Here is a 24103-nt window from a genome sequence, read left to right as displayed (position 1 = left end):
AGGCTATGCTCAGCAACTAACCGGCTTTGGTCACACTCTCTTTGATTACATTTGTGGGTCCTGCGCATAGGAAACTGACGAGAACTTATTGAACGGTTTAACGAACAATAACTTAACGGTCCCCCGTGCACCCGCACGGTTTTTTTCGATAATAACTTCAACTTCACCAACGTCATCAGATGCGTCTTCGTCCCGCGGATCACCGCCGTTGAAGTCGCCACCTCCGCCACCAAAGTTTCCGCCGCCGTCGCCATCCTCACCTTCATCACGATAATAATCTTCACGATATAGGAAGGCAACAATATCAGCATCTTGTTCAATTGACCCTGATTCACGGATATCTGACATGACCGGACGTTTATCCTGTCGTTGTTCAACACCACGTGATAGCTGTGATAATGCGATAACTGGAATTCCAATTTCTTTGGCTAATTTCTTCATCTGCCGTGAAATCTCAGAAACTTCCTGTTGCCGACTTTCCTGACCACTACCTTCGATCAGTTGCAAGTAATCGACTACGATCAGTCCCAGGTTACCCTGTTCCTTTGCCAATCGCCGACTCTTCGCCCGAATCTCAGACATCTTAATTCCGGGAGTATCGTCAATATAGATACTAGCTTTCGATAGACTCCCCATGGCAACCACCAAGTGTTCCCACTCTTCTTCGTTCAACTGCCCAGTTCGTAAGTGACCAGCGTCGATACTACCTTCCGCACAGAGCATCCGGTTAACTAACGATTCAGCACTCATTTCCAAACTGAACAAAGCGACGGTCGTGTTAGTCTTAGTGGCCACATTTTGAGCAATATTCAGGGCAAAAGCCGTTTTACCAACAGCAGGACGGGCGGCCAGGATAATCAAGTTATCAGGCTGTAGTCCGGCTGTCATTTTATCGAGTTCAGCGAACCCGGTTGGTAAACCTGTAATATCATCATCATTTTGATACAAACGGTCAATTTCTTCGATTGAAGAATTCAACACGTCAGCAATCGCTTTAAAACCACTCTGATTACGTTGTTCCGACACGTTCATGATGTCACGTTCAGCATCATCTAACAGCGTCGTGACATCATCATTTTCGGTATAGGCCTTCTGAGTGATTTCAGTAGCCGTTTTGATTAACCGGCGAACCGTTGCCTTTTGTGAGACGATCTTGGCATAGTAACCAGCATTAGCCGCAGTTGGCACTGATCCGGCTAACTCCGCAATGTAACCCATGCCACCAACGTCGTCTAATTGATTCTGGGCCGTCAATAAATCACTGACAGTCACCGCATCAATCGCTTCATCACGATCATTGAGAGTTACCATGCTGGCAAAAATGATTTGATGTGCTCGGCGATAGAAATCCTGTGATTCCACAAACTCCATCGCTTCAACAAGGGCATCACTATTTAAGAAAACGGCCCCCAAAACCGCTTGTTCAGCTTCAATATTTTGTGGTGGGGTCTGATCCAGCACGTCGTTGTTCATTTAAAAATCCGTCCTTTTACTTTTCGACAACGTGCACGCGAATTTTCGCCGTTACTTCTGGGTGTAACTTAACGGGCACGTTTGTGTAGCCCAGAACACGAATTGGTTCTGATAATTCAATCTTACGTTTATCTAACTTAACTTGGTATTGTTCATCCAAGGCTTTAGCAATCTGCTTGCTAGGAATCGAGCCGAATAAGCGACCGTCAGTCCCAGCTTTCGCAGTTAATTCAACTACCGTTGCGTCATCTTCTAAAGAAGTCTTTGTTTCCTTAGCTTCAGCCAATTCTTCAGCAGCACGTGCTGCTTCGGACTTCTGTTCAGCTTTCAAAGTGTTAACAGCAACCTTAGTCGCTTCCTTAGCTAAACCCTTTTTAATCAAGAAATTTTGTGCGTAACCATCTGGCACATTCTTGATTTGACCACGTTTACCCTTACCACGAACATCACTTAAAAAAATAACTTCCATCTGACTCACTCCTAATTAGATTCTGACGTTGCGTCATCACTCGCTGTTAATAAATCGATCAACGACTGCTTAACTTCATCAACTGATTGACCTTCAACTTGGGTTGCGGCGTTCGATAAGTGACCACCGCCACCAAGTGCTTCCATATAGACCTGCACGTTGATCTCACCTAGTGAGCGTGCAGAAATACCAACCCGGCCGTCTTCACGACGGGTAATCACAAATGAAGCGTCTACTCCGGACATTGCAAGTAGCGAATCGGCTGCCTGAGCCGCCGTTACCGGATCATAGACCTGATCATTTTCACCAACACACAGTGCCATGTCCTGGTTCACAAATTCAACGGATTCAATCAGATGGTTACGTTGTAAGTAACTATCGACATTTTCCTTCATGAATTGTTGAACCAATAAGGCATCTGCCCCAGCTGAACGTAAATAACTAGCCGCATCAAAGGTTCGTGAACCTGAACGTAACGAGAACGACTTAGTATCAATAACGATCCCCGTTAGCATCGCTGTGGCTTCGATCTTATTGATTGGTTCCGCATCGTGTGATTGATATTCAAACATTTCAGTAATCAACTCACAAGTTGACGAAGCATATGGTTCAATATAAACCAAAACTGGGTTTTCAGGAAATTCTTCGCCCCGACGATGATGATCAATAATCATCACGCGGTTATCTAGCCGCTCATAAAGCGCCTGCGACATTGAAATACTTGGCTTGGAATGATCTGCCATAATCAATAAACTTTGATCAGTGGCCTTCTCTAGTGCCTCTGCGGGCGAAATGATTGATGCTGCAATATTTTCATCATTCTTTAGTTGATCCAACAGTCGTTGAATGTCTGAATGAACGTTTTGCTCATCTAACACGATCCAACACTGCTTGCCATTCATCTCCGCAATCCGTCGTAATCCCAAACAAGCGCCAACCGCATCCATATCTGGTTGACGGTGTCCTTGCACAAAGACCTGATCGGATTGGTTCATTAATTCTTGCAACGTTTGACTGATCATGCGGGCACGAACCCGGGTCCGTTTTTCCATCGGGTTCGTCTTACCACCGTAGAAACGAGCGGGTTCATCCTCAGCTCTCACGACAACTTGATCCCCACCACGTCCAAGCGCGAGGTCCATGTTGCTCTGAGCCAAGTCAGCTAAATTATTCATATTCCGTTCGCCATAAGCGATCCCAATACTTAACGTTAACGGGAAATTCTGTTTAGACGTTGATTCACGAATCCGATCCAAAATTCTGAACTTATTCTCTTCAACACGGCGTAAGCTACTAGCATAACCTAATAGGAAGAAATGATCGTCATCAAGTCGTTTAAGATACATACCGAACATCTGCGTCCACTTCGACAACTCATTAGTGACGTAGTTATTCAGATTAGAAATATCGGTGTCCGCCATTGATTGCGTAATCTCATCGTAGTTATCCAAAAAGATCTGACCAATGACTAGCTTCTCATCTTCAAACTGGTCCGTTAGTTCAGCGTACTTAGTGACATCCATCATGTACACCGTATTAGTACTCTGTTGCACGCGTAGATCGAATTGATAGTCCTGCCAGCGAATCGTCGTTGACTCTTCCACATTAGCATTGATCGTTGCTGCTAACTCAGCATCAACCTCTTCTAACCGATAGCCAAGAACGTCTTTGTCGCCAAAATACCGCTGTAAATAAGGATTAATCCATTCAATCGTTTGGTCAGTATTGAAGATCATGATTCCAATCGGCATTTGAATCAGCGCTTCTTGTTCCCCACGCTTAATCCGGTACGACAAGTCGGATATGTATTCATTGGCACTCGAACTCAGCTCAATCAGCGTATTGTAGGACATTACCCCAGCCATAATAATTAAGATGAGGATAACAGTCCCAAAAATCCAGTTCATCAAATAACCAGTTACCAGCATAATTAGCGATAAGCCCATGATGACTAACGCTAACAACCGCAACTGTTGATTTTGTAAGAAAAATGGAATTTTTTCGCGCGAAAAGATCTTTTTCATATTAAAAATTCCTCAAGCCTTCTCAAGTAATGACTATATTTTATCACAAACCACCGATTGCTTCAGCGTTTCGTCTCAATCTTAGCAAACGCTTACCTATCTCCGAACGCCTAACTAACGCTTAGTTAGATGGCTCTGATAGGCTCATTTACGGTAATCATCGCCAATATTAAGGTAAAATAAAAACCACAGCCTAAAAGTCTGTGGTTTTGAAATACTGATTTATTCTTCAGATACGAAGGCTAATAAGCCCATGATCCGAGCGCGCTTGATTGCAATCGTTAATGAACGTTGGTTCTTTGCGCTAGTACCGCTTACTCGACGTGGCAAGATCTTCCCACGTTCTGAGATAAAACGACGTAATAAGTCGGTATCCTTGTAATCGATGTATTCGATGTGGTTTGCGGCGATAAAGTCGACTTTACGACGACGATGGCCACCTCTTCTTTGTTGTGCCATTGGTATTTCCCTCCTCGATATTCGTAGCTAAGCTACTAGAATGGTAAATCATCGTCCGAGATATCAATTTGATCCCCGCTATTAGCAAATGGGTCAGCCTGATTATTGTTATTCGCATTGCTCGTTGGAGCACTGCTACTAGCATTACCAGTATTCCCATTACCAAACGGATTATTATTGTTATTCGTTGATGATTGTTGAGGAGCCTCATTTTGGCCTTGATTACTGTATCCATTACTATTGTTGTTGTAATTCGAATTACCGTTATTGTTACTGTAATTGTTATTACTACCACCATTTGCAGCCTGATGACGTTCAGACTCTGCGCGTGATTCTAATAATGAAAAGTTATCAGCGACAACTTCTGTGACGTAAACACGCGTACCCTGTTGGTTCTCATAGTTACGGGTTTGAATCCGACCATCGATGCCAACAAGTGAACCTTTATGGGTAAAGTTAGCGAAATTTTCAGCAGCCTTACGCCAAATGACGCAACTGATGAAATCTGCTTCACGTTCCCCACTTTGGTTCGTAAATTGCCGGTTTACGGCAATGGTGAAGGTCGCAACAGCGGCACCACCATTCGTGTAACGTAATTCCGGATCTCTTGTTAGTCGGCCAACAAGAACTGTACGGTTAATCATGCAGAAGTGCTCCTCTCTTGAAAATGATTTTGTTTATTAGTCTTCGCGTTTAACGATCATGTGACGTAAAATGTCATCATTGATCTTTGAAAGACGGTCGAATTCGTTTAAAGCAGCGTCATCAGTAGCAGTTACGTTAACGATATGGTAAGTACCTTCGTTAAAACCACCGATTTCGTATGCGAAACGACGCTTTGACCAATCTTTTGAATCAATTACTTGTGCACCGTTATCAGTTAAGATTTTGTCAAAACGTTCAACTAAAGCTGTTTTAGCAGCGTCGTCGATGTCTGGGCGTACGATGTAAGTAATTTCATATTTCTTAGATTCACTCATGAAATTTGCACCTCCTTATGGACTTCTGGCCCTTCTTTTTGAAGAGCAAGGAAAGTAATCTGGGAAGTCCCCAGATACTCACGAATTTAAAGTATAGCATCTATAGCATTTTGTTGCAAGGGTTGAAACGGCCGACTGAAGCAAAAAAACCATTAGCTTGTTACACTACCAGTTACGTTGAAGTCGACCGATTCTCATTTTATTTCCCGGGAAATTTTTTATTTTCTGATTCTTCAAGCCAACTAACTGTCCTTTTTCTATGGCTTAATCGCCTTACAACTGAGCTTTTTCTGCCAACTTGATCATTTGAATAAGCAAAAAAGAAGTCCAATCGCACCAGATACTGGCGTCATTGGACTTCCTCTTCTTTTACTGACTTACTATTTTGTTTTAGTCTTCAGTATTGGTGTCTGGTTCTTCAGCTGCAACATCAGCCACCACTGTATCCGTGGTCGTTGCATCATCAGTAGCCGTCGCATCGGTAGTTTCATCCGTTTCAGCTGCGGGTTCAACGTCTGGTTCAGGATCAACCTTCGCCATCGTTGCAACCTTGCCGCCATCATCCAAACGAATTAAACGAACACCCAACGTTGCCCGGCCAGTTTGTGAAACCGTGGCAATGTTGAAACGAATCATGACCCCTTGATCAGTCATAACCATGATGTCCTCGCTACCATCGATAGTTGTTAAGCCAGCTAAGTGACCGTTTTTCTCCGTCACGTTCGCTGTCTTAATCCCCTTACCGCCACGACCCTTAATTGGGTAATCAGCAGCAGGTGTCTGTTTACCATAACCCTTTTCGGTGATGATAAAGACTTTACTATCCGACTTGAGAAGGTCAAAGCCAATGACAAAGTCGTCATCGCGTAGACGAATCCCACGAACACCAGAAGCTGTCCGTCCCATAGAACGAACCGTGGTTTCATCGAAGCTAACGGCATAACCGTCATGAGTCCCGATAATCACGTTCTGATGACCGTCCGTTACCGTAACCCCGATCAGTTCATCGTCATCCTTCAACGTAATAGCTTTCAGACCATTACTACGGATATTAGAGAATTCCTGAACCGGCGTCCGTTTAACGACCCCTTTGACCGTGGTAAAGAACAGGAACTTGTCAGAATCACTGGCATCGCCAGAGACATTGACGACCGCCTGAATCTTCTCACCGGTATTCACACCTAGCAAGTTAATTACTGGAATCCCCTTAGCTGTTCGACCATATTCTGGAATCTCATAAGCTTTCATCCGGTAAACCTTACCTGCATTGGTGAAGAAGAGTAACACATCATGAGTTGATGTCGTTAACAGGTGTTCAATGAAGTCGTCATCATGCACGTCCATCCCTTGAATCCCACGACCACCACGATGTTGTGACTTGAATTCAGTTGTTGGTAGGCGCTTAACGTAACCATTGTGGGTCAACGTTACAGCGACTTCCTCTTCTTCAATCAAGTCTTCATCTTCGAGGCTTAGTACTTCACCGACTAATAATTCAGTCCGACGTTCATCCCCAAATTTACGTTGAATTTCCATCAATTCTTCGTAAATAATTTGGTTAAGACGTTCTTTACTTGCCAAGATTTCCTTGTAGTCCGCAATGGCCTTCAATAAGTCTTGGTATTCACTCTCAATCTTTTCACGTTCCAAACCAGTTAATCGAACTAAACGCATATCCAAGATGGCTTGCGCCTGCTTGTCTGATAAACCGTAGTTATCCATCAACTGATTCTTCGCAACTTCACTCGTTTGTGACTGACGAATGATTGAGATAATTTCATCGATGTGATCGAGTGCAATTCTTAATCCTTCAAGAATATGAGCCCGGGCTTGCGCCTTTTTAAGATCAAATTCCGTCCGGCGCCGAATAACACTTTCTTGGTGTTCCAAGTAATAAGTCAAAATTTGCTTCAAACTTAGAACTTTAGGTGCGCCCTTAACAATGGCCAGCATATTGAAACCAAAGTTGGTTTGCATCAACGTCATTTTGTACAGGTTGTTCAAAATAACTGAAGCACTAGCATCACGACGCACGTCGATAACGACGCGCATCCCTTCGCGGTCACTTTCATCGTTGATATCAGTAATGCCTTCAATTTCTTTATCACGCGCTAAGCCCGCAATACGTTCAATTAACTTGGCCTTATTGACCATGTATGGCAATTCCGTCACAATGATCCGCTCTTTACCATTCTTCTGTTCTTGAATATCGACTTTAGCACGAACAATAATGTTCCCGCGACCAGTCTCATAAGCCTTCCGAATACCGGATTTTCCCATGACGATCCCGCCAGTTGGAAAATCGGGTCCTGGTAAAACTTCCATCAAGTCCGCAGTCGTTGCATCTTCATTATCCATTAGCAAATGAATTGCTGAGATAACTTCGGCCAAGTTGTGCGGTGGAATATTGGTTGTCATCCCAACGGCGATCCCGGTTGCCCCGTTAACTAACAGGTTAGGGAAACGCGCTGGTAAAACAGATGGTTCCCGTTCGGTATCATCATAGTTAGGTTGGTAATCAACCGTGTTTTTATTAATATCTCGCAGCATTTCAACCGCAATTTTACTCAATCGGGCTTCGGTATACCGCATGGCAGCGGCACCGTCACCATCGACAGAACCAAAGTTCCCGTGACCATCAACCAACATGTAACGGTAGCTAAAATCTTGTGCCATCCGCACCATTGATTCATAAATTGCGGAGTCACCATGGGGATGGTACTTCCCCATAACGTCTCCGACGATCCGGGCCGACTTCTTATACGGCTTATCCGGGGTCACACCCAATTCGCTCATGCCGTAAAGAATACGACGGTGAACTGGTTTCAAACCGTCTCGTACATCCGGTAGCGCCCGCGCAACGATAACACTCATCGCGTAGCTTAAAAATGACGTCCGCATGGTTTTGGAGAGGTTCACATCTGATATACGATTATTCGATAAATCTGAATCAGCCAAAATATTCGTCCTCCTTCATCCATTTTGCCGTTGTTAAAGTTGTGCCTTTTAATGTGCAATCAACTTCACACGCTAAACATCCAGATCCTGGACGAACTCGGCATTATCTTCAATAAATTCACGACGTGGCTTAACTTGATCACCCATCAACATGGAGAACACCCCGTCAGCATCCACGGCATCTTCATCACGAACTCGTAATAAGCGACGTCTTTCTGGATCCATCGTGGTTTCCCATAATTGTTCGGCATCCATTTCACCAAGCCCTTTGTATCGTTGAACAACTGGTTTTGGTGACGGTGCTAATTGCCCCATCACTTCAGTCAATTCTTCATCCGAGTCAATATACTTCATGAATTTCCCTTGTCGTACTTGATACAACGGTGGCTGAGCAATGTAGACGAAGCCCGCATCAACCAGTGGCCGCATGTAGCGATAGAACAACGTCAATAACAGTGTCCGAATATGGGCCCCATCGACATCGGCATCGGTCATGATGATCAGCTTGTGATAGTTAGCCTTGCTGAGATCAAAGTCCCCACCAAAACCAGTTCCCATCGCAGTAAATAGCGACCGGATTTCTTCGTTAGCTAGAATCTTATCGATACTGGCCTTTTCAACGTTCAGAATCTTCCCACGAATAGGTAAGATCGCTTGAGTTAAGCGTGAACGTCCCTGCTTAGCAGAACCACCGGCAGAATCCCCTTCGACAATGAATAATTCACTGATTTCAGGATCCTTGCTACTGTTGTCAGCTAACTTCCCAGGTAAATTACTGATTTCCAAACCACTCTTTTTACGAGTGACTTCCCGTGCGCGCTTAGCGGCAACTCGTGCTTTAGAGGCTAGTAAGCCCTTATCAACGACTTTCCGTGCAACACTTGGGTTTTCCATCAAGAACTTGTTAAAGTGCTCTGAGAATAAGCGATCAACCGCTGCTCGTGCATCCGAGTTACCAAGTTTAGTCTTCGTTTGACCTTCAAACTGTGGATCAGGATGCTTAACGCTGACAACTGCTGTCATCCCTTCACGAACGTCTTCACCAGATAGGTTCGCGTCGTTATCCTTCAACAAATTATTCTTACGTGCGTAATCATTGATCACCCGTGTTAAAGCCCGTTTAAAGCCTTCTTCATGGGTCCCACCTTCGTACGTATGAATGTTATTTGTAAAAGTCATCAAGTTACTGTGGTAATCATCAGTATACTGAATCGCAACTTCAACGGTGATCCCGTTTTGTTCACCTTCAACGTAGATTGGTTCGGGGAACAAAACGGTCTTGTTTTTATCTAAATATTCAACGTAATGACGAATCCCACCTTCATACAGGAAGTCATCTTCGGTTGGTTCTTCTGGGCGGTTATCCCGAATCGTAATCCGCAACCCTTTGTTCAAGAATGCTAATTCGCGAATCCGCGTCGTTAAGATATTAATATCGTAAACCGTCGTTTCACGGAAAATATCAGGATCTGGAACAAAATGAACGGCAGTCCCATGAGCATCTTCTGGGGCGTCACCGACGATCTTCATTGGCGTCTTAACTTTACCCCGTTCGAAGTCCATGCCGTAAACGTGGCCGTTACGCGTAACTTTGACATCTAATGTCTCTGACAACGCGTTAACAACGGACGCACCAACACCGTGTAGCCCACCGGAAACTTTGTATCCGCCGCCGCCAAACTTACCACCAGCATGAAGAATCGTATAGACCGTTTCTAGTGCGGGTTTCCCAGTCTTCTTCTGAATATCAACTGGAATCCCACGGCCATTATCAGTCACCGTAATACTATTATCCTTTTCAACGGTCACATGAATAACATCAGCAAAACCAGCTAACGCTTCATCGATCCCATTATCCACAATTTCCCATACCAAGTGGTGGAGTCCTTGACTACTAGTGGTACCGATATACATTCCGGGACGTTTCCGGACAGCTTCTAGGCCTTCCAAAACTTGAATCTGACTGGCATCATATTCACGAGCCTGTTCAAGCTTGGTTTCTTTTTCAATTTCGGTCAATGCGGTTCCTCCTCATGTAAAGTGCCGTGACTAATTTCAAATACTTTAGGCGCGTTAATTAATTTGCGGGCCACCCCGTCAAGACTCGGCGTGGTTAGAAAAGTCTGCACTTTATCTTGAATCGCTGTTAACAGGTGGGTCTGCCGAGCAGCGTCTAATTCTGACAAGACATCGTCCAATAATAAAACCGGATATTCACCGGTTTCTGCTTTCATCAAGTCAATTTCAGCTAATTTGACAGACAGCGCGGTTGTCCGCTGCTGCCCTTGTGATCCAAACGTCTGCACGTTGCGGTCATTAACACTGAATTGCAGATCATCACGGTGCGGCCCAAGTAAGGTCGTTCCTTGAAAGATCTCTTTGGCTTGCTGTTGCGCATAGAGCGTCTGTAATGTCTGATAAATATGTTCGATTGAAGTTTGATCTTCAACCGGAATCTGAGTGACATAATGAAATGTCAGTTGTTCCTGTTGCTGCGTAATTTCACTGTGTACGGCCTGAGCCCACTTTTCAAGCTGTTGTAGTAACTGTAGGCGTTTATGAATAATCTCCGCACCAAATGCGGCTAGCTGGTCCGACAAGACACCTAAGTAAACCTTATCTTTAGCCTGTTGCCGATTCAACTGGCGTAAATACTGATTACGTTGTTTGAGAATGGTACGATACTGGCTTAAATTGTACAGGTACTTAGGACTCATCTGACCAAACTCCATGTCCATGAAGCGGCGCCGAACTGCCGGCGCTCCCTTAACGATCGATAGATCCTCGGGCGCAAAGACAATGACATTTAGGTTGCCCACGTATTGTGACAGTTTTGCCTGCTCCAAGTGGTTAACCCGTGCACGTTTACCATGCCGTCCTATTTCTAACTCCAACGGTACGGATCCGGTAGTTTTGTGTAGCCGTCCTTTAAGCGTTGCCGTGGCTGCTTGCCAACGAATTAATTCCTTGTCATTAGCGGTACGATGACTGCGAGTTAGCGCCAACACGTAGATTGCTTCTAGTAAGTTAGTCTTACCCTGCGCATTTTCACCTAGCAACACGTTAACGCCTTGATCAAAATCAATCGTCAAGTCCGCATAATTGCGAAAATCATGAAGCACTAAATTTTCTAAGTACATCTAATCAGTCGTTTCTCGATCGGTAGTAATTAAAAAGATCCCGTTTTTAGCAACTTCGATTGTATCGCCAGGATAGAGTTTACGTCCGCGACGATTATCTGCTTCTTCATTCACTAAAACGAGCGTTTCCTGTAAAAACCACTTTGCTTGACCACCCGTACTGATAATACCGGTTTCTTTTAAAAGCTGGCCCAACGTAATGTAAGGCGTTATAATTTCGACTTTTTCTTTCACAATGTTCACCTGCCTCTTTCAACTACAAGTTATTACGCGACTATCTGGAGCGCTTAAAGCGACTCCTAACAGAATATATTATACTTGTTTTTTTGTGAAAATTCAATTTTTAACGGTGCTCAGAGCCATTTTAAGCCGATTTAAGCCAAATTAATGTCGGGGTACTGGCCTAGGGGTAAATTTGCTGAAATTCCCATAAATTGCCGTATTTTAATAAAATATATTGTTTTTTACCCATAAATCTAGTTTGAAAGCTAGTTAGTACTCGTTTACTAATGTCAAACTTATGACAATCGACTGATAACCTTATGTTCAGGGTGCTGGTATGACGACTCGAACCGCAACTAGCTGAAACTAGAATTGATGCGTATTAACCAGAATACAGTTATATACATTTGGATAGAACTTCAAAAGTTACATCACATCATACACCCAACAAACAAGGGTTTGTGCGCTAATTATAGCCAAATAAAAAGGTGTGCACGTCAGCTGGCGTGCACACCTTTTTGTATATTTATTCAGTTAATTAAAACGTTCGAACTGGGGTAATCAGCTGAATAAAGTTTTCGCCTTCTTCAGTTGGAACCAGTGTGAATGGCCGTAACGCCATCGTGAATGAAATCTTGATCACGGCTTGCCCAAATGAGCGTAGTGCTTCTTTCATGTAATCAGGATTAAACGAAATTTCAAGTTCTTCACCAGAAAGTTCCGTTGGTTGTAGTTGTTCCGTCACTTCACCGACATCAGGAGAATTCCCGAAGATCGTAATGGTCTTGTCAGTTGGGTTTACTGAGAAACGAACTACGTTATTGCGACTTTCATGAGATAAAAGTGATGCCCGTTCAATTGCAGCTGATAATGCTGGTGCCGCAATTTCAACGATTGTATTCGATTCTTTTGGAATCAAACGGGTTGTATCTGGGTAATTACCTTCCAACAGTCGTGAATAGAACGAAGTGTTACCCAAAACAAAGAGCACTTGGTTTTCAGATAAACGCATTTGAACATCGGGATTGTTGTCACCAATCATTCGTGACAACTCAACTAGGCTTTTACCAGGGATGATAACGTCATAATCGGCATTATTAGCTTCTGGTAATTTGATCTTCCGTTGACTCAACCGGTGTGAATCCGTTGCTACAGCTAAGAATTCACCGTTGGCCAAGATAAAATGAACCCCAGTAAGAATTGGCCGACTTTCTTGAGTTGAAACAGCAATAACGGTCTGGCTGATAAGTTCTTTAAGGACGTCACCAGCTAAAGTAATCGTATTGGTGTTATCAATTTCTGGTAAGTGAGGGTAGTTTTCAGGATCAAGTCCATTAATGGTAAATGATGCGGCCCCAGAAGTAATCTGAGTTTGAAAACCATCGCTGACGTTTACTGTCATTGTGTCTTCAGGTAACTTTTTGACGATTTCACTGAAGAAACGAGCAGGTAAAACGATTGAACCAGCGTCTTCAACGACTAACGTATTGTTGTCATCGTTAGCAGGAATCGTGGTTTCGATAGAAATATCTGCATCGCTACCGGTTAATGTAATGGCATCTGTGTTCACGTCTAACTTTAATCCCGTTAATATGGGAATCGTGGTCTTAGAGGAAATTGCACGTTGGACATTGTTCAATTCTTTAATAAATGCTGATCGGTTGATCGTGAATTTCATATTTGAAAACTCCTTTTACTAGCGACGAAACACTAGATATAGATTAATAAATAAAAGTTCGTAGTAATAGTAGGGCGGTGGGTACTGTGGAAAACAAGTTGAATCCTACAGGCTATAGAGTTTTCCACATGTGTGTAAGCTGTGGAAAACTTTTAGACTTATTCTTTTTTATCCACACTAAGCTTTTAGCTGATTAGTCAAATCGTCGATCGTTTTTTGTAGATTTAAGTCTGTTTTTAACGCAGCTGCAATCTTATCATAGGAGTGAATGACAGTGGTATGATCCTTGCCACCAAACTCGTTACCGATTCGTGGTAGCGAACTGTCAGTTAATTCCCGTGATAGGTACATAGCGATTTGCCGCGGTATGACGATCTGTTTGTTGCGCTTTTTCCCTTTAAGGTCAGCCATAGTAACGTGGAAATGTTTGGCCACCTTTTCCTGAATGATAGGGATCGAGACTTCTGACAGTTTACTGCTTAAGTGCAGGCTCTTCAACGCATCAGCAACTAAACTAGTTGTGATTGGCGAATTATTTAGACGCGAATAAGCTTGAACCCTTGCAAGTGCGCCCTCCAATTCACGGACATTTGAATCAATCTGACCGGCAATATAACTTAACGTATCGTCGGGAATTTCAATTCTTTCGAGATCAGCTTTATTACGCAGAATCGCAATTCGTGTTTCGAGATCTGGTGGGGTAATATCAACGGATAGTCCCCATTTGAATCTTGAAACTAAACGGTCTTGCAGTTGCGGGATTTCATTAGGCAACCGGTCGGATGTTAAAACGATTTGTTTGTCATCTTCGTATAAAGCATTAAATGTATGGAAGAACTCTTCTTGAGTTGCTTCTTTATTAGCAAAAAATTGAATATCATCAACCAGCAGTAAATCAACGTTCCGGTACTCTTCTCTGAACGCTTCTTGTTTCTTAGTTTGAATCGCATTGATCAATTCATTAGTGAAGGATTCACTCGTAACGTATTTGATGTTACAATCTGGATTCGTCTCTAATAATTTGTTACCGATAGCGTGCATTAGGTGGGTTTTACCCAGACCAACGCCCCCGTAGAAAAACAACGGATTATACATCTTGCCGGGTTCTTCCGACACAACTAACGCGGCGGCATGAGCCATTTGGTTCCCTTTGCCGATCACGAAAGTATCAAAAGTATATTTCGGGTTGAGTTTCGTTTCCCGCATAAATGTGGGGGTAGTTACAGTTGGCTTTTTGCCAGTTGCAACGTTACCGGTAGGCGCTTGCGATTCTTTCGTAAGCTGCTGACGTTCTTCTTCCGTTATCATCACCGGCCGAATCTGCTCGTGAGTCGCTTGTAATGCAATGTCCGAAAACTTTGCAGCCAAGTTTTTTTCCCAGTAATCACGATGAAGTTGTGTGGGAACTTCGATCGTCATCTGAGCTTTATCGAGTTGAAGCGGTTTTGCCGGTTCGACAAACGTTTGAAACGTGATCTTTGAAAGATCTTGTTCCATAGAGAACTTAATGAGATTCCATAAGTCATTACGTTCCAGCACGTGGATACCCCTTTTCTTAAAAAACGTAATTCTATTTTAGCATGAACATATTGAGTTTTCCACAAGTGGACAAATGAAAATAGATGAAAATCACAAGAGTGGATTATGAAATTCACAGCTTGTTCAAAAAGAAAAAGGTTTTCAGATTTTTTATAGTTATCCACAAAATTTGGTTGAAAGTCATTCCTAGTATTATTGAGGTTGCGGAGGTTATGCACACGAAAAATGCGTCCTGTGGATAACTAAATAACACCCCGTTATTTTGTCGAAAAAGCTGTGCGTAATCTGAGGATAACGGAAAGTTGTTATTTCATCGTCCACAGCGTAATCCGCAAAAAAATAAATTTATATTACCTTACTTAGCCTAGTTTTAAGGCGAAAATTTGATTTACAGGTTTTCAAATAAAAAAATATATGCTATTATAGTCAGGAAATGCGTTTAGGTTTAAACTGCGTTTTGAAAATAACGACTTAATCGAATTGATTCATGTCATTATAGAGAAGGAGGTGTCATGATGAAGAGAACTTACCAACCAAAGAAACGCCATCGTCAACGCGTTCATGGTTTCCGCAAACGTATGAGCACTAGTAACGGCCGTAAGGTGTTAGCTCGTCGACGCCAACGAGGCAGAAAAGTATTGTCTGCATAGGCCACTGATAATCAGTGGCTTTTTCTTTACAGTCCTAGACCAGGCGTCTAGGGCTGTAAAGTCGTGTAGCAATTCGCTCAAAAGCTTGAGCGCACACATGGAGATGGATTATGCGAAAATCATATCGGGTCAAAAAGGAAACTGAGTTCCAACAAGTTTTTGAAACCCGCAACTCGTATGCCAATCGTCGCTTTGTCATTTACGTTTTGGAAAAACCGGAGCAGCCCCATTTTCGTGTCGGAATCTCAGTCGGTAAAAAGATTGGGAACGCCGTAGCACGTAATTGGGTCAAGCGCCGGATTCGGCAATCGATCACTGAGTTAAAGCCACAGCTTAAACAAGATGCTGACTTTCTCGTTATTGCCCGACCAACCGTTGCCGGTAAGTCGCAAGCCGAAACCAAAGCTTATCTAAGCCATGCGCTAAAGCTAGCGCACCTGCTGGACAATGATTAAAGTGAGGACATTCGTTTGAAAAAGTACAGAAGAATACTGGCAATGCTGGCCGTACTAGCGATCGCACTGGTTTTGACCGGGTGTAGTAATGCCCCGATTACGGAAAATAGCACCGGGATTTGGGATGGCTTGATCATCTTGAACTTCTCACGGGCGATTATCTGGTTGTCAAACTTGTTCGGTCACAGTTATGGACTCGGGATCATCGTCTTCACGTTGATTATTCGAGTAATCATCTTACCATTGATGATCTTCCAAACTCGTAGCATGGTAGCGATGCAATAAGTTCAGCCACAGATGAAGGCTTTACAGAAGCAATATTCATCTCGTGACATGGAAACTCAGCAGAAGCTCCAAGCAGAGATGAAGAAGTTGTACGCCAAACACGGCGTGCATCCAATGGCTAGCATGTTACCATTAATAGTTCAGTTGCCAATTCTGATTGCGTTGTACCAAGCCATCTGGCGGACGCAAGCGTTGAAGACTGGTTCGTTCCTCTGGCTTCAATTGGGTAGTAAGGATCCGTACTACATTTTGCCAATCCTAGCAGCGTTATTCACGTTTGCTAGCTCATGGTTAGCGATGAAGTCGCAACCAGAGCAAAATGGTATGACAACCTCAATGACGTACTTGATGCCGGTAGTTATCTTAATTACTGCCATCAACGTGCCATCCGCGTTGTCACTGTACTGGGTGATCTCTAACGCGTTCCAAGTTGGACAAACCTTAGTTATCCAAAACCCATTCAAGATTAATCGCGAACGGGAAGCAAAGAAGCAAGCAGAACGTGACCGTAAGAAGACGCTTGAAAAAGCAAGAAAACGTGCGGTTCGTAATCATAAACGTTAAATACAAATGGACCTGCCATGTGGTGGGTCTTTTTTTGTGGTGTAAATTTGAAGTGATAGGGAAAGAATAGGAATAGATAGGCTTAGCGTTTTTACTAAACGGTCAAATATAAAAACGTACATAATAATTGCTACTAATAACAGTTTAAATTAGTTGTCGTCGGTAAACCGAACTGTCCCCTGGTTGGATTGTAATGCTATAATGAAAGCATGATTTTTAACGAGGAGGATTTCAGCAATGACTGTATTTAAAGGTGATACCGTCGAGGCCGCCATCGCGGCTGGTCTACAACAGATGAGCCTGACACGCGAACAAGTGGAAATTGAAGTTGTCGCCGAAGCTAAGAAGGGCTTCCTAGGTTTAGGTAAGCAAGTTGCACAAGTACAGTTAACAGCGGTACCCACTTCTGAAACGCTGAGTGCTGACAAGCAAGCGCCAATTAGTCAGGATCAAGCGACACCTAGTAGCAATGCAGGAGCATCAATTGAAGCAGATGCGCAAATGGATCGTGGCAGTCAACCATCGCATGCGGGTTCGGTTGAACCCCAAGCGGCTACGAATGCTCACGTAAGGCCAGCTGTTACCCCGGCTAAACCTGGGATTGATTCTAATGGGACTTCGTCTGCTCCAGTTGCGGCGGCTACGACGTCAGAACGGGAACGGACCCCAGAAGAAATTGCAGCGCGGCAAGCGGCCAATGAACAGGCTGTTCGTGATCTGTGCGAATATATGCTAGCGGTGGTTAAAGAGCTCGGTGTGACCGCTGACCTGGATGTTGACTTTGGCAATCGTTATGCAAACTTAAACTTCGATACGGCTAAACAGGGTCTCTTGATTGGTAAGCACGGTCGGACCATCAATGCTTTACAGGATCTAGCACAAGTCTATATGAATCATCACGGGGCATCGCACGTTAACGTGGTACTCGATGTTGACGATTATCGTGATCGCCGTGAAGCGACACTGGCACGACTGGCTGAAAGTACGGCGCGTGACGTTGTTGCAAGTGGTAAGCAGGTTTTCTTAGACCCCATGCCATCTTTTGAACGTAAATTAATTCACGCAGAATTAGCTAATAATCACCACGTCAGCACTTTTTCTGAGGGTCGTGAACCACCCCGTGCCGTAGTGGTTGCGATTCGGAAATAGTCCATCAAAAGGAACGCAAACAGGCGTTTGACAAACAACTGATGAGCTATTATAGTAAGTGGTAATCATTCTTATCTTTTAGATAAAGTAGTCAAAGTGCTTTATTCACGCTTTAAGGTGGCGTGGACTGGGCGCTTTTTTTCTGCTTTTTGAAACATATTATTAACTAATTGTAAGTAATTTTGGTATGGTATTAGGCGATGAAACGTTGATAGGAAAGGACATGATGGTATGCCAACGACGACAGAATTTGACACAATCGCGGCAATCTCGACGCCGCCTGGTGAAGGTGGTATTTCAATTATTCGAATTAGTGGGGACCAAACGTTTAACGTGGTTACCCAGATATTTAAAGGTAAGGACTTGAGCCAAGCCAGATCACACACGCTCAACTATGGTCACATTATTAACCCTGAAACGCAACAAGAAGTCGATGAAGTGATGGCGTCAGTAATGCGTGCACCTAAAACGTATACGCGTGAAGACGTTGTTGAAATCAATTGTCACGGTGGGTTAGTTGCGACTAACGAAATCTTGCAATTGATTCTCAGTCACGGTGCCCGCATGGCCGAACCGGGTGAATTTACGAAACGAGCCTTCTTGAATGGCCGTTTGGACCTATCACAAGCCGAGGCCGTAATGGACTTGATTCGTGCGAAGACGGATAAATCAATGAAGGTTGCGTTGAACCAATTAGACGGTGATCTATCTAAATTAATTCGGCACTTACGTCGCGACATCCTCGATGTTTTGGCGCAAGTCGAAGTGAACATCGATTATCCGGAATATGATGCGGTTGAAACGATGACGACTAATATGCTCCGAGAAAAGGCGGCTGAAGTCTCTCAAAACATTACTCAGTTACTGGCTACGGCTAAACAGGGTAAGGTACTGCGGGAAGGTTTGGCAACGGCCATTATCGGGCGTCCTAACGTCGGTAAGTCTAGTTTGTTGAATCACTTACTTCACGAAGACAAAGCGATTGTGACGGACGTTGCGGGGACTACTCGCGATGTGATTGAAGAATACGTTAATGTTCGTGGGGTGCCGTTGAAATTAGTTGATACGGCTGGTATTCGCGATACTGAAGATAAGGTCGAAAAGATCGGGGTTGAACGTAGTCGCAAAGCAATCGGCGCGGCCGACCTAGTTCTATTAGTCTTAGATAATAGCCAACCGTTAACGGCGGAAGATCAGGAATTATTGCGTGAAACCGCCGACTCAAAACGGATGATCATCTTGAATAAAACGGATTTACCAACCCAGTTGGACCAAGCTAAACTAGCTGAACTCGTTGACTTAAAAGATGTGTTGAGTATGTCCGTTCTGCAACAGAGTGGTGTGGAGCAGCTGGAACAACGAATTGCTAAGATGTTCTTCAATGAAGGCATTGAAAGCAGTCAAAATAGTGTGATGGTGACGAATGCTCGTCATATCGGACTATTGAACCAAGCTAAGCAAGCCTTAACGGATGTACAAACGGGATTAGCTGCTGGGATGCCCGTCGATTTAGTTCAGATCGACATGACCCGCTGTTGGGAATTTCTGGGGCAGATTACCGGTGATAGCTATGAAGACGAATTATTAGACCAACTATTTAGCCAGTTCTGTCTGGGTAAGTAGTGGCAGGAGGAAATTAGTAATGACAGAAGTAAAGCAGTATCAAGGCCGCGACTATGACGTGATCGTCGTGGGTGCCGGTCATGCCGGTTCTGAAGCGGCCCTCGCTGCCGCTCGAATGGGTAACCGAACCCTATTGATGACGATTAACTTAGACATGGTTGCCTTTATGCCATGTAACCCGTCAGTCGGCGGCCCGGCAAAGGGAATCGTGGTTCGTGAAATCGATGCCCTTGGTGGTGAAATGGGTCGTAATATCGACAAGACCTACGTTCAGATGCGGATGCTAAATACTGGGAAAGGCCCTGCAGTGCGGGCCTTACGAGCTCAGGCAGACAAGCATGCGTACCATTCTGAAATGAAGCATACGATTGAACAGGAACCTAACTTGACGCTCCGTCAGGGAATCGTTGATGGTTTGATTGTTGAAGATGGTATCTGTAAAGGGGTCATTACCAATACTGGTGCCCGTTATAGTGCTAAGAGTGTTGTCCTGACAACTGGGACGGCTGCTCGTGGGAAGATTATTATTGGTGAATTAATGTATTCATCTGGTCCTAACAACTCACAGCCAGCTATGAAGTTATCCGGTGATTTGGAACGATTGGGTTTTGACCTCGAACGTTTCAAGACTGGGACGCCACCACGAGTTGATGGGACGACCATTGATTACAGTGTCACCGAGGAACAACCAGGCGATCCAGAACCTCATCACTTTAGTTTTGAAACTAAGGATGAAGACTACCTGGACTTACAACACCAGTTATCATGCTGGTTAACCTATACCAATGAAACTACGCATAAGATTATTCGTGATAACCTAGACCGCGCACCAATGTTTACTGGTGTGATCGAAGGTGTTGGGCCTCGTTATTGCCCATCAATCGAAGATAAAATCGTCCGTTTTGCGGATAAGAAGCGTCACCAACTCTTCCTAGAACCAGAAGGTCGTAATACGGATGAATGGTACGTCCAAGGCTTATCAACGTCGATGCCCGAAGAAGTTCAACAAGACATCCTGCATTCAATCAAAGGGTTGGAAGATGCTGAAATGATGCGTCCTGGCTACGCGATTGAATACGATGTGGTAGCACCTTACCAGTTGAAAGCCACTTTGGAAACGAAGCGGGTTAAGAATCTCTATACTGCTGGTCAGACTAATGGAACTTCGGGTTACGAAGAAGCCGCTGGCCAAGGGTTAATTGCTGGGATCAATGCTGGTTTACGAGCATTGGATAATGGCCAATTGACGCTCAAGCGTAGTGATGCCTACATCGGTGTGATGATTGATGACTTAGTAACTAAGGGAACTAAGGAACCATACCGCTTGTTGACTAGTCGCGCAGAGTACCGCTTGATCTTACGGCATGATAACGCAGATTTGCGTTTGACGGACCGTGGGCATGAGTTGGGATTGATTGACGATGAACGTTATGCGGCCTTTGAAGCTAAACGCGAACAGATCAAAGCTGAACTTGACCGGTTAGACAAGATTCGAATCAAGCCGGGCGATGAGATTAATGACTTTGTACGTGCGCATGGCTCAGGTGAATTGAAGGATGGCGTGCTAGCTGCCGACTTCTTGAAGCGCCCTGAAGTAAGTTATGCCGACTTGATGAAGTTCATTCCCGCTGCGCCGCAGCCATTGGAACGCCACGTGATTGAACAAGTTGAGATTCAGATTAAGTACGCGGGTTACATTCAAAAGGCTGAAGAGCGCGTAGATAAGCTGAAGAAGATGGAAGCTAAGAGTATTCCAGAACGAATCGACTATGATGCGATTGATGGTTTAGCAACTGAAGCCCATCAAAAGCTGAAGCAGATTCAACCTACTACGATTGCACAAGCTTCACGAATTAGTGGGGTTAACCCAGCAGATATTGCGATCTTGAGTGTTTATATCCAGCAAGGTCGAATCGCTAAGGTTCAAGACTAGCTAAGAAACGACTTGAGATAATTAATTTTATATTAGGTGATCAACTACGCTGTTAGTCGGTTACGCTTAAAGACCGTTTTAACATCTATACGATGTTGAAATGGTCTTTTTTTGGATTAGTTATAGCCTGGGTTCTTTCGACGATTGAACAGCTACTTATAAATTTATAAAACCACTTCATTAAAACCAGACAAGCCGCACAGATTGGACTATAATTGTTGGAAGTTAGAGTGGGGTAAGGGAGAACGTTCGATGAAAATTGTTAAAAATATTATGAGCTGGGTCTTGCCGATCGTGGTTGGTCTGCTAGTAGCCATGGTCATTAGGCACTTTGTGTTCAGCATGGTGCGGGTGGATGGTCCGTCCATGGAACCGAATTTGGAGAATAATGAACGGGTAGCCGTTGTGAAGACTGCTAAGATCAAGCATCTGAGTGTCATTGTCTTCAATGCTTACCATGTGGATCCAGATGCACGTTACAAGTCGGTCAAGTACGTCAAACGAGTGATTGGGATGCCGGGGGATACGGTCAAAGCGCAGGATGGTAAGATCTACGTTAATGGCAAGGCGATTTCTCAAAAGTACATCAGTCAGTTTGAACGAACGCAAGGAACGGGAAGCTGGGACTTGTATGAGTTATCTAATCGCAATAGTTGGACGCTGAAAACAACCAAAGTACCAAAGAATAGTTACTTTGTCCTTGGTGATCATCGGTCAGTCTCTAATGATAGCCGTTATTGGGGATTTGTTCCTGCAGATCGGGTGCTAGGGGTAGTTAAAGTGCCGATTTGGGATAAAGGTAGTACGAAACGACATAATGTTAATTCAATTGGATATTAAAATGGTCGGAGTTAACTCTTCCGGCTTTTTATTTAGAACGAATATTCAGAAAAGTGAACAAAGTTAGTCTCTTAATTGAAATTGGCGCGTAATAAGCTTAGAATAATAGCTAACTTAGAAGCAGTTATCAGAAAATCAAATAAAGGAGGTCATCGTTATGGGTGTTTTTTCAGAACGATTAAAAACAGCAATGCAACAAGCTAACATCACTTCTGCTCAGTTATCTAAACAAACTGGGATTGGGCGGTCGTCAATCAGTCAGTGGTTGAGTGATAAATACGTTGCTAAGCATGATAAGGTTACGGTGCTGGCGACTGTGCTAGGTGTCTCGCCGGAATGGCTATTAGGGACCACGGAGGCCATGGCAGTTAGTACGCCTGCTGATGAAGCAGTTATTGAAGAACAAAGCAGTTCAATTGAACCAGAGTTGCTTACGCTGTGGGAACAGTTGAATTCGAAGCAGCGGACGAAATTGATCAAAAAAGGGTACAAGTTACTAGCTAAAAGTGAGTCCAAGCCCAAGAAGAAAAAGCGCAAACAGAGGAAGTAAATAGTGAGAGTGTGAAAAAAGCCGGTTAGTTGCTGATCATAGCCTAGGAAGCCGAATGATTGTGTTTTTCAATCGTTTGGTTTCCGTAGCTAAGCGGAGGCAACTGGCTTTTTTCGCACGTTTCGGCTATTGACATCTGCAATACAAAAACGAGGCCATGTTCTTAGGGGGGCACCTCTAAGTCATAGTCTCATTTTTTGTATCATCTAATAATTGCTTAATAGCGTGACTAGACTTGCCACTGTTCCCAATCGCGTGCCCAGATCAGGCCCATAGTTCCCTCGCCAACGTGAACGCCGACGACTGGCCCAATGTCACTCTTGTCAATGATTAAATCAGGGAAACTAGCGTGTAAATCAGCTTCCCATTGATCTTGAAGCTTAGGGTTGTTTGCAGCCACAATCGTAACGCGTAAAGGATAATCCGCAGCTTTAATAGCTGCTGCTAATTTCGCTTTAATTGCGGCGTAGGCTCGCCGCATCGTCCGTTCTTTTTCAATCGCAATGATTTTGCCATCTTTAAAAGTTAGGATTGGCTTAATTCGTAAAAGGTTGCCGACTAAGCCAGACGCGTTAGATAAGCGTCCCGTACGGACTAGGTGACTTAAATTATCGACGACAAAATAAACCCCAGTAGTTGCTCGAATCTTAATAAGTTGTTCAATAACTTGCTCAGGAGCATAGCCCTCCGCAACCAATTTGGCAGCTAATAAGACCATGTTTGCTTCACCGGCAGCAGTAATCAGTGAATCGAACGGATAGACCTTGATGTTAGTGATATTAGGTAGGTAGCTTTCCAGATTGGTGATGAAACTAGTAATACCAGAAGAAAGATGAATGCTAATAACTGCATCATAGCCCTCAGCTGCTAACTGGTCGTACATCGTTTGCATCTGACCGAGTGACACCTGAGTCGTTGTCGGTAGTTCTGGCGTAGTACGCATACGTTCATAAAATTCTTTAGCCGTAATTTCAACATTTTCTAAATAGGTTTGTTGACCAAAAATAACTGTGATCGGAACAACGTGAATATGATATTTTTCAACGTCGGCCGCTGATAGGTAGCTCGCGCTATCCGTAACAATTGCGGTTTTCAATTTATTCCCCGCTTTC

The 24103-nt window shown here is 43.9% G+C and carries 20 protein-coding genes and 1 pseudogene; 8 read left to right on the top strand and 13 right to left on the bottom strand.

The window, feature by feature from the left end:
• Window positions 1–45: 45 nt before the first annotated feature.
• From dnaB to dnaA, 12 genes are all read right to left on the bottom strand, one after another.
• On the bottom strand, window positions 46–1473 hold the full coding sequence (dnaB, locus tag ACG95_RS00605; protein WP_047998628.1) for a replicative DNA helicase: 1428 nt from the start codon (window positions 1471–1473) through the stop codon (window positions 46–48).
• A 16-nt stretch (window positions 1474–1489) separates the two neighbouring features.
• Window positions 1490–1942 carry a 50S ribosomal protein L9 gene (rplI, locus tag ACG95_RS00600; RefSeq protein ID WP_047998627.1) on the bottom strand — a complete coding sequence of 151 codons (453 nt, stop codon included), beginning with the start codon at window positions 1940–1942 and terminating at the stop codon, window positions 1490–1492.
• Window positions 1943–1953: 11 nt separating this feature from the next.
• Complete coding sequence (locus ACG95_RS00595; RefSeq protein WP_047998626.1) at window positions 1954–3966, bottom strand: DHH family phosphoesterase; 2013 nt, start codon at window positions 3964–3966, stop codon at window positions 1954–1956.
• 222 nt (window positions 3967–4188) lie between these two features.
• The gene (gene rpsR, locus ACG95_RS00590) at window positions 4189–4425 is read right to left on the bottom strand and encodes a 30S ribosomal protein S18 (protein WP_047998625.1); all 237 of its coding nucleotides are present in this window, start codon (window positions 4423–4425) and stop codon (window positions 4189–4191) included.
• Between the two features lie 35 nt (window positions 4426–4460).
• On the bottom strand, window positions 4461–5069 hold the full coding sequence (gene ssb, locus ACG95_RS00585) for a single-stranded DNA-binding protein (protein ID WP_047998624.1): 609 nt from the start codon (window positions 5067–5069) through the stop codon (window positions 4461–4463).
• 36 nt (window positions 5070–5105) lie between these two features.
• Window positions 5106–5405, bottom strand: coding sequence for a 30S ribosomal protein S6 (rpsF, locus tag ACG95_RS00580; RefSeq protein ID WP_047998623.1), 300 nt, complete (start codon window positions 5403–5405; stop codon window positions 5106–5108).
• A gap of 390 nt (window positions 5406–5795) precedes the next feature.
• Complete coding sequence (gyrA, locus tag ACG95_RS00575; protein WP_082137269.1) at window positions 5796–8363, bottom strand: DNA gyrase subunit A; 2568 nt, start codon at window positions 8361–8363, stop codon at window positions 5796–5798.
• A gap of 72 nt (window positions 8364–8435) precedes the next feature.
• Window positions 8436–10382 (bottom strand): DNA topoisomerase (ATP-hydrolyzing) subunit B, encoded by a 1947-nt coding sequence (gene gyrB, locus ACG95_RS00570; protein ID WP_047998622.1) that lies wholly within the window; start codon window positions 10380–10382, stop codon window positions 8436–8438.
• Window positions 10379–11503 carry a DNA replication/repair protein RecF gene (gene recF, locus ACG95_RS00565; RefSeq protein WP_047998621.1) on the bottom strand — a complete coding sequence of 375 codons (1125 nt, stop codon included), beginning with the start codon at window positions 11501–11503 and terminating at the stop codon, window positions 10379–10381. The genes gyrB and recF overlap by 4 nt, the downstream gene beginning before the upstream one ends.
• Complete coding sequence (yaaA, locus tag ACG95_RS00560; protein ID WP_047998620.1) at window positions 11504–11737, bottom strand: S4 domain-containing protein YaaA; 234 nt, start codon at window positions 11735–11737, stop codon at window positions 11504–11506.
• Window positions 11738–12263: 526 nt separating this feature from the next.
• Entirely contained in the window at window positions 12264–13403 is a 1140-nt protein-coding gene (gene dnaN / locus ACG95_RS00555; protein WP_047998619.1) for a DNA polymerase III subunit beta, read from the bottom strand.
• Window positions 13404–13580: 177 nt separating this feature from the next.
• Window positions 13581–14942 (bottom strand): chromosomal replication initiator protein DnaA, encoded by a 1362-nt coding sequence (gene dnaA / locus ACG95_RS00550; protein WP_047998618.1) that lies wholly within the window; start codon window positions 14940–14942, stop codon window positions 13581–13583.
• Window positions 14943–15457: 515 nt separating this feature from the next.
• On the opposite strand from dnaA, the gene rpmH reads away from it, so the two are divergent.
• The 8 genes and pseudogenes from rpmH (at window position 15458) to ACG95_RS00515 (ending at window position 22991) form a co-directional block, all read left to right on the top strand.
• Window positions 15458–15592 (top strand): 50S ribosomal protein L34, encoded by a 135-nt coding sequence (rpmH, locus tag ACG95_RS14110; protein ID WP_003640225.1) that lies wholly within the window; start codon window positions 15458–15460, stop codon window positions 15590–15592.
• Window positions 15593–15702: 110 nt separating this feature from the next.
• Window positions 15703–16047 carry a ribonuclease P protein component gene (rnpA, locus tag ACG95_RS00545; RefSeq protein ID WP_047998617.1) on the top strand — a complete coding sequence of 115 codons (345 nt, stop codon included), beginning with the start codon at window positions 15703–15705 and terminating at the stop codon, window positions 16045–16047.
• Between the two features lie 15 nt (window positions 16048–16062).
• Window positions 16063–16896 (top strand): annotated as a pseudogene (gene yidC / locus ACG95_RS00540) (membrane protein insertase YidC).
• Between the two features lie 237 nt (window positions 16897–17133).
• The gene (jag, locus tag ACG95_RS00535; protein WP_047998616.1) at window positions 17134–18045 is read left to right on the top strand and encodes an RNA-binding cell elongation regulator Jag/EloR; all 912 of its coding nucleotides are present in this window, start codon (window positions 17134–17136) and stop codon (window positions 18043–18045) included.
• A 231-nt stretch (window positions 18046–18276) separates the two neighbouring features.
• Complete coding sequence (mnmE, locus tag ACG95_RS00530; RefSeq protein WP_047998615.1) at window positions 18277–19668, top strand: tRNA uridine-5-carboxymethylaminomethyl(34) synthesis GTPase MnmE; 1392 nt, start codon at window positions 18277–18279, stop codon at window positions 19666–19668.
• Window positions 19669–19687: 19 nt separating this feature from the next.
• Window positions 19688–21601, top strand: coding sequence for a tRNA uridine-5-carboxymethylaminomethyl(34) synthesis enzyme MnmG (gene mnmG, locus ACG95_RS00525; RefSeq protein ID WP_047998614.1), 1914 nt, complete (start codon window positions 19688–19690; stop codon window positions 21599–21601).
• A 252-nt stretch (window positions 21602–21853) separates the two neighbouring features.
• A complete protein-coding gene (lepB, locus tag ACG95_RS00520) occupies window positions 21854–22441 on the top strand; it encodes a signal peptidase I (protein ID WP_047998613.1) in 588 nt (195 codons plus the stop codon).
• A 157-nt stretch (window positions 22442–22598) separates the two neighbouring features.
• Window positions 22599–22991 (top strand): helix-turn-helix domain-containing protein, encoded by a 393-nt coding sequence (locus ACG95_RS00515; RefSeq protein ID WP_047998612.1) that lies wholly within the window; start codon window positions 22599–22601, stop codon window positions 22989–22991.
• A gap of 229 nt (window positions 22992–23220) precedes the next feature.
• Here ACG95_RS00515 and ACG95_RS00510 read toward each other — a convergent pair whose 3' ends face one another.
• Window positions 23221–24087, bottom strand: a complete 867-nt coding sequence (locus ACG95_RS00510) for a DegV family protein (RefSeq protein WP_047998611.1) — start codon at window positions 24085–24087, stop codon at window positions 23221–23223.
• Window positions 24088–24103 lie beyond the last annotated feature (16 nt).

The organism is Lactiplantibacillus herbarum, assembly GCF_001039045.1.
GTDB classification, from domain to species: Bacteria; Bacillota; Bacilli; order Lactobacillales; family Lactobacillaceae; genus Lactiplantibacillus; species Lactiplantibacillus herbarum.
The sequence above is the reverse complement of the archived record's forward strand: the minus strand, read 5'-3'. Positions and strand labels throughout refer to the sequence as shown.

Excerpts from the sequence above, each read along its gene's own strand:
- rpsR (WP_047998625.1), bottom strand. The coding sequence starts at position 4,425 with ATGGCACAACAAAGAAGAGGTGGCCATCGTCGTCGTAAAGTCGACTTT.
- rpsF (WP_047998623.1), bottom strand. The coding sequence starts at position 5,405 with ATGAGTGAATCTAAGAAATATGAAATTACTTACATCGTACGCCCAGAC.
- mnmE (WP_047998615.1), top strand. The coding sequence starts at position 18,277 with ATGCCAACGACGACAGAATTTGACACAATCGCGGCAATCTCGACGCCG.
- ACG95_RS00515 (WP_047998612.1), top strand. The coding sequence starts at position 22,599 with ATGGGTGTTTTTTCAGAACGATTAAAAACAGCAATGCAACAAGCTAAC.
- rnpA (WP_047998617.1), top strand. The coding sequence starts at position 15,703 with ATGCGAAAATCATATCGGGTCAAAAAGGAAACTGAGTTCCAACAAGTT.
- jag (WP_047998616.1), top strand. The coding sequence starts at position 17,134 with ATGACTGTATTTAAAGGTGATACCGTCGAGGCCGCCATCGCGGCTGGT.
- mnmG (WP_047998614.1), top strand. The coding sequence starts at position 19,688 with ATGACAGAAGTAAAGCAGTATCAAGGCCGCGACTATGACGTGATCGTC.
- ssb (WP_047998624.1), bottom strand. The coding sequence starts at position 5,069 with ATGATTAACCGTACAGTTCTTGTTGGCCGACTAACAAGAGATCCGGAA.
- ACG95_RS00595 (WP_047998626.1), bottom strand. The coding sequence starts at position 3,966 with ATGAAAAAGATCTTTTCGCGCGAAAAAATTCCATTTTTCTTACAAAAT.
- lepB (WP_047998613.1), top strand. The coding sequence starts at position 21,854 with ATGAAAATTGTTAAAAATATTATGAGCTGGGTCTTGCCGATCGTGGTT.
- dnaN (WP_047998619.1), bottom strand. The coding sequence starts at position 13,403 with ATGAAATTCACGATCAACCGATCAGCATTTATTAAAGAATTGAACAAT.
- dnaB (WP_047998628.1), bottom strand. The coding sequence starts at position 1,473 with ATGAACAACGACGTGCTGGATCAGACCCCACCACAAAATATTGAAGCT.
- rplI (WP_047998627.1), bottom strand. The coding sequence starts at position 1,942 with ATGGAAGTTATTTTTTTAAGTGATGTTCGTGGTAAGGGTAAACGTGGT.
- recF (WP_047998621.1), bottom strand. The coding sequence starts at position 11,503 with ATGTACTTAGAAAATTTAGTGCTTCATGATTTTCGCAATTATGCGGAC.
- rpmH (WP_003640225.1), top strand. The coding sequence starts at position 15,458 with ATGAAGAGAACTTACCAACCAAAGAAACGCCATCGTCAACGCGTTCAT.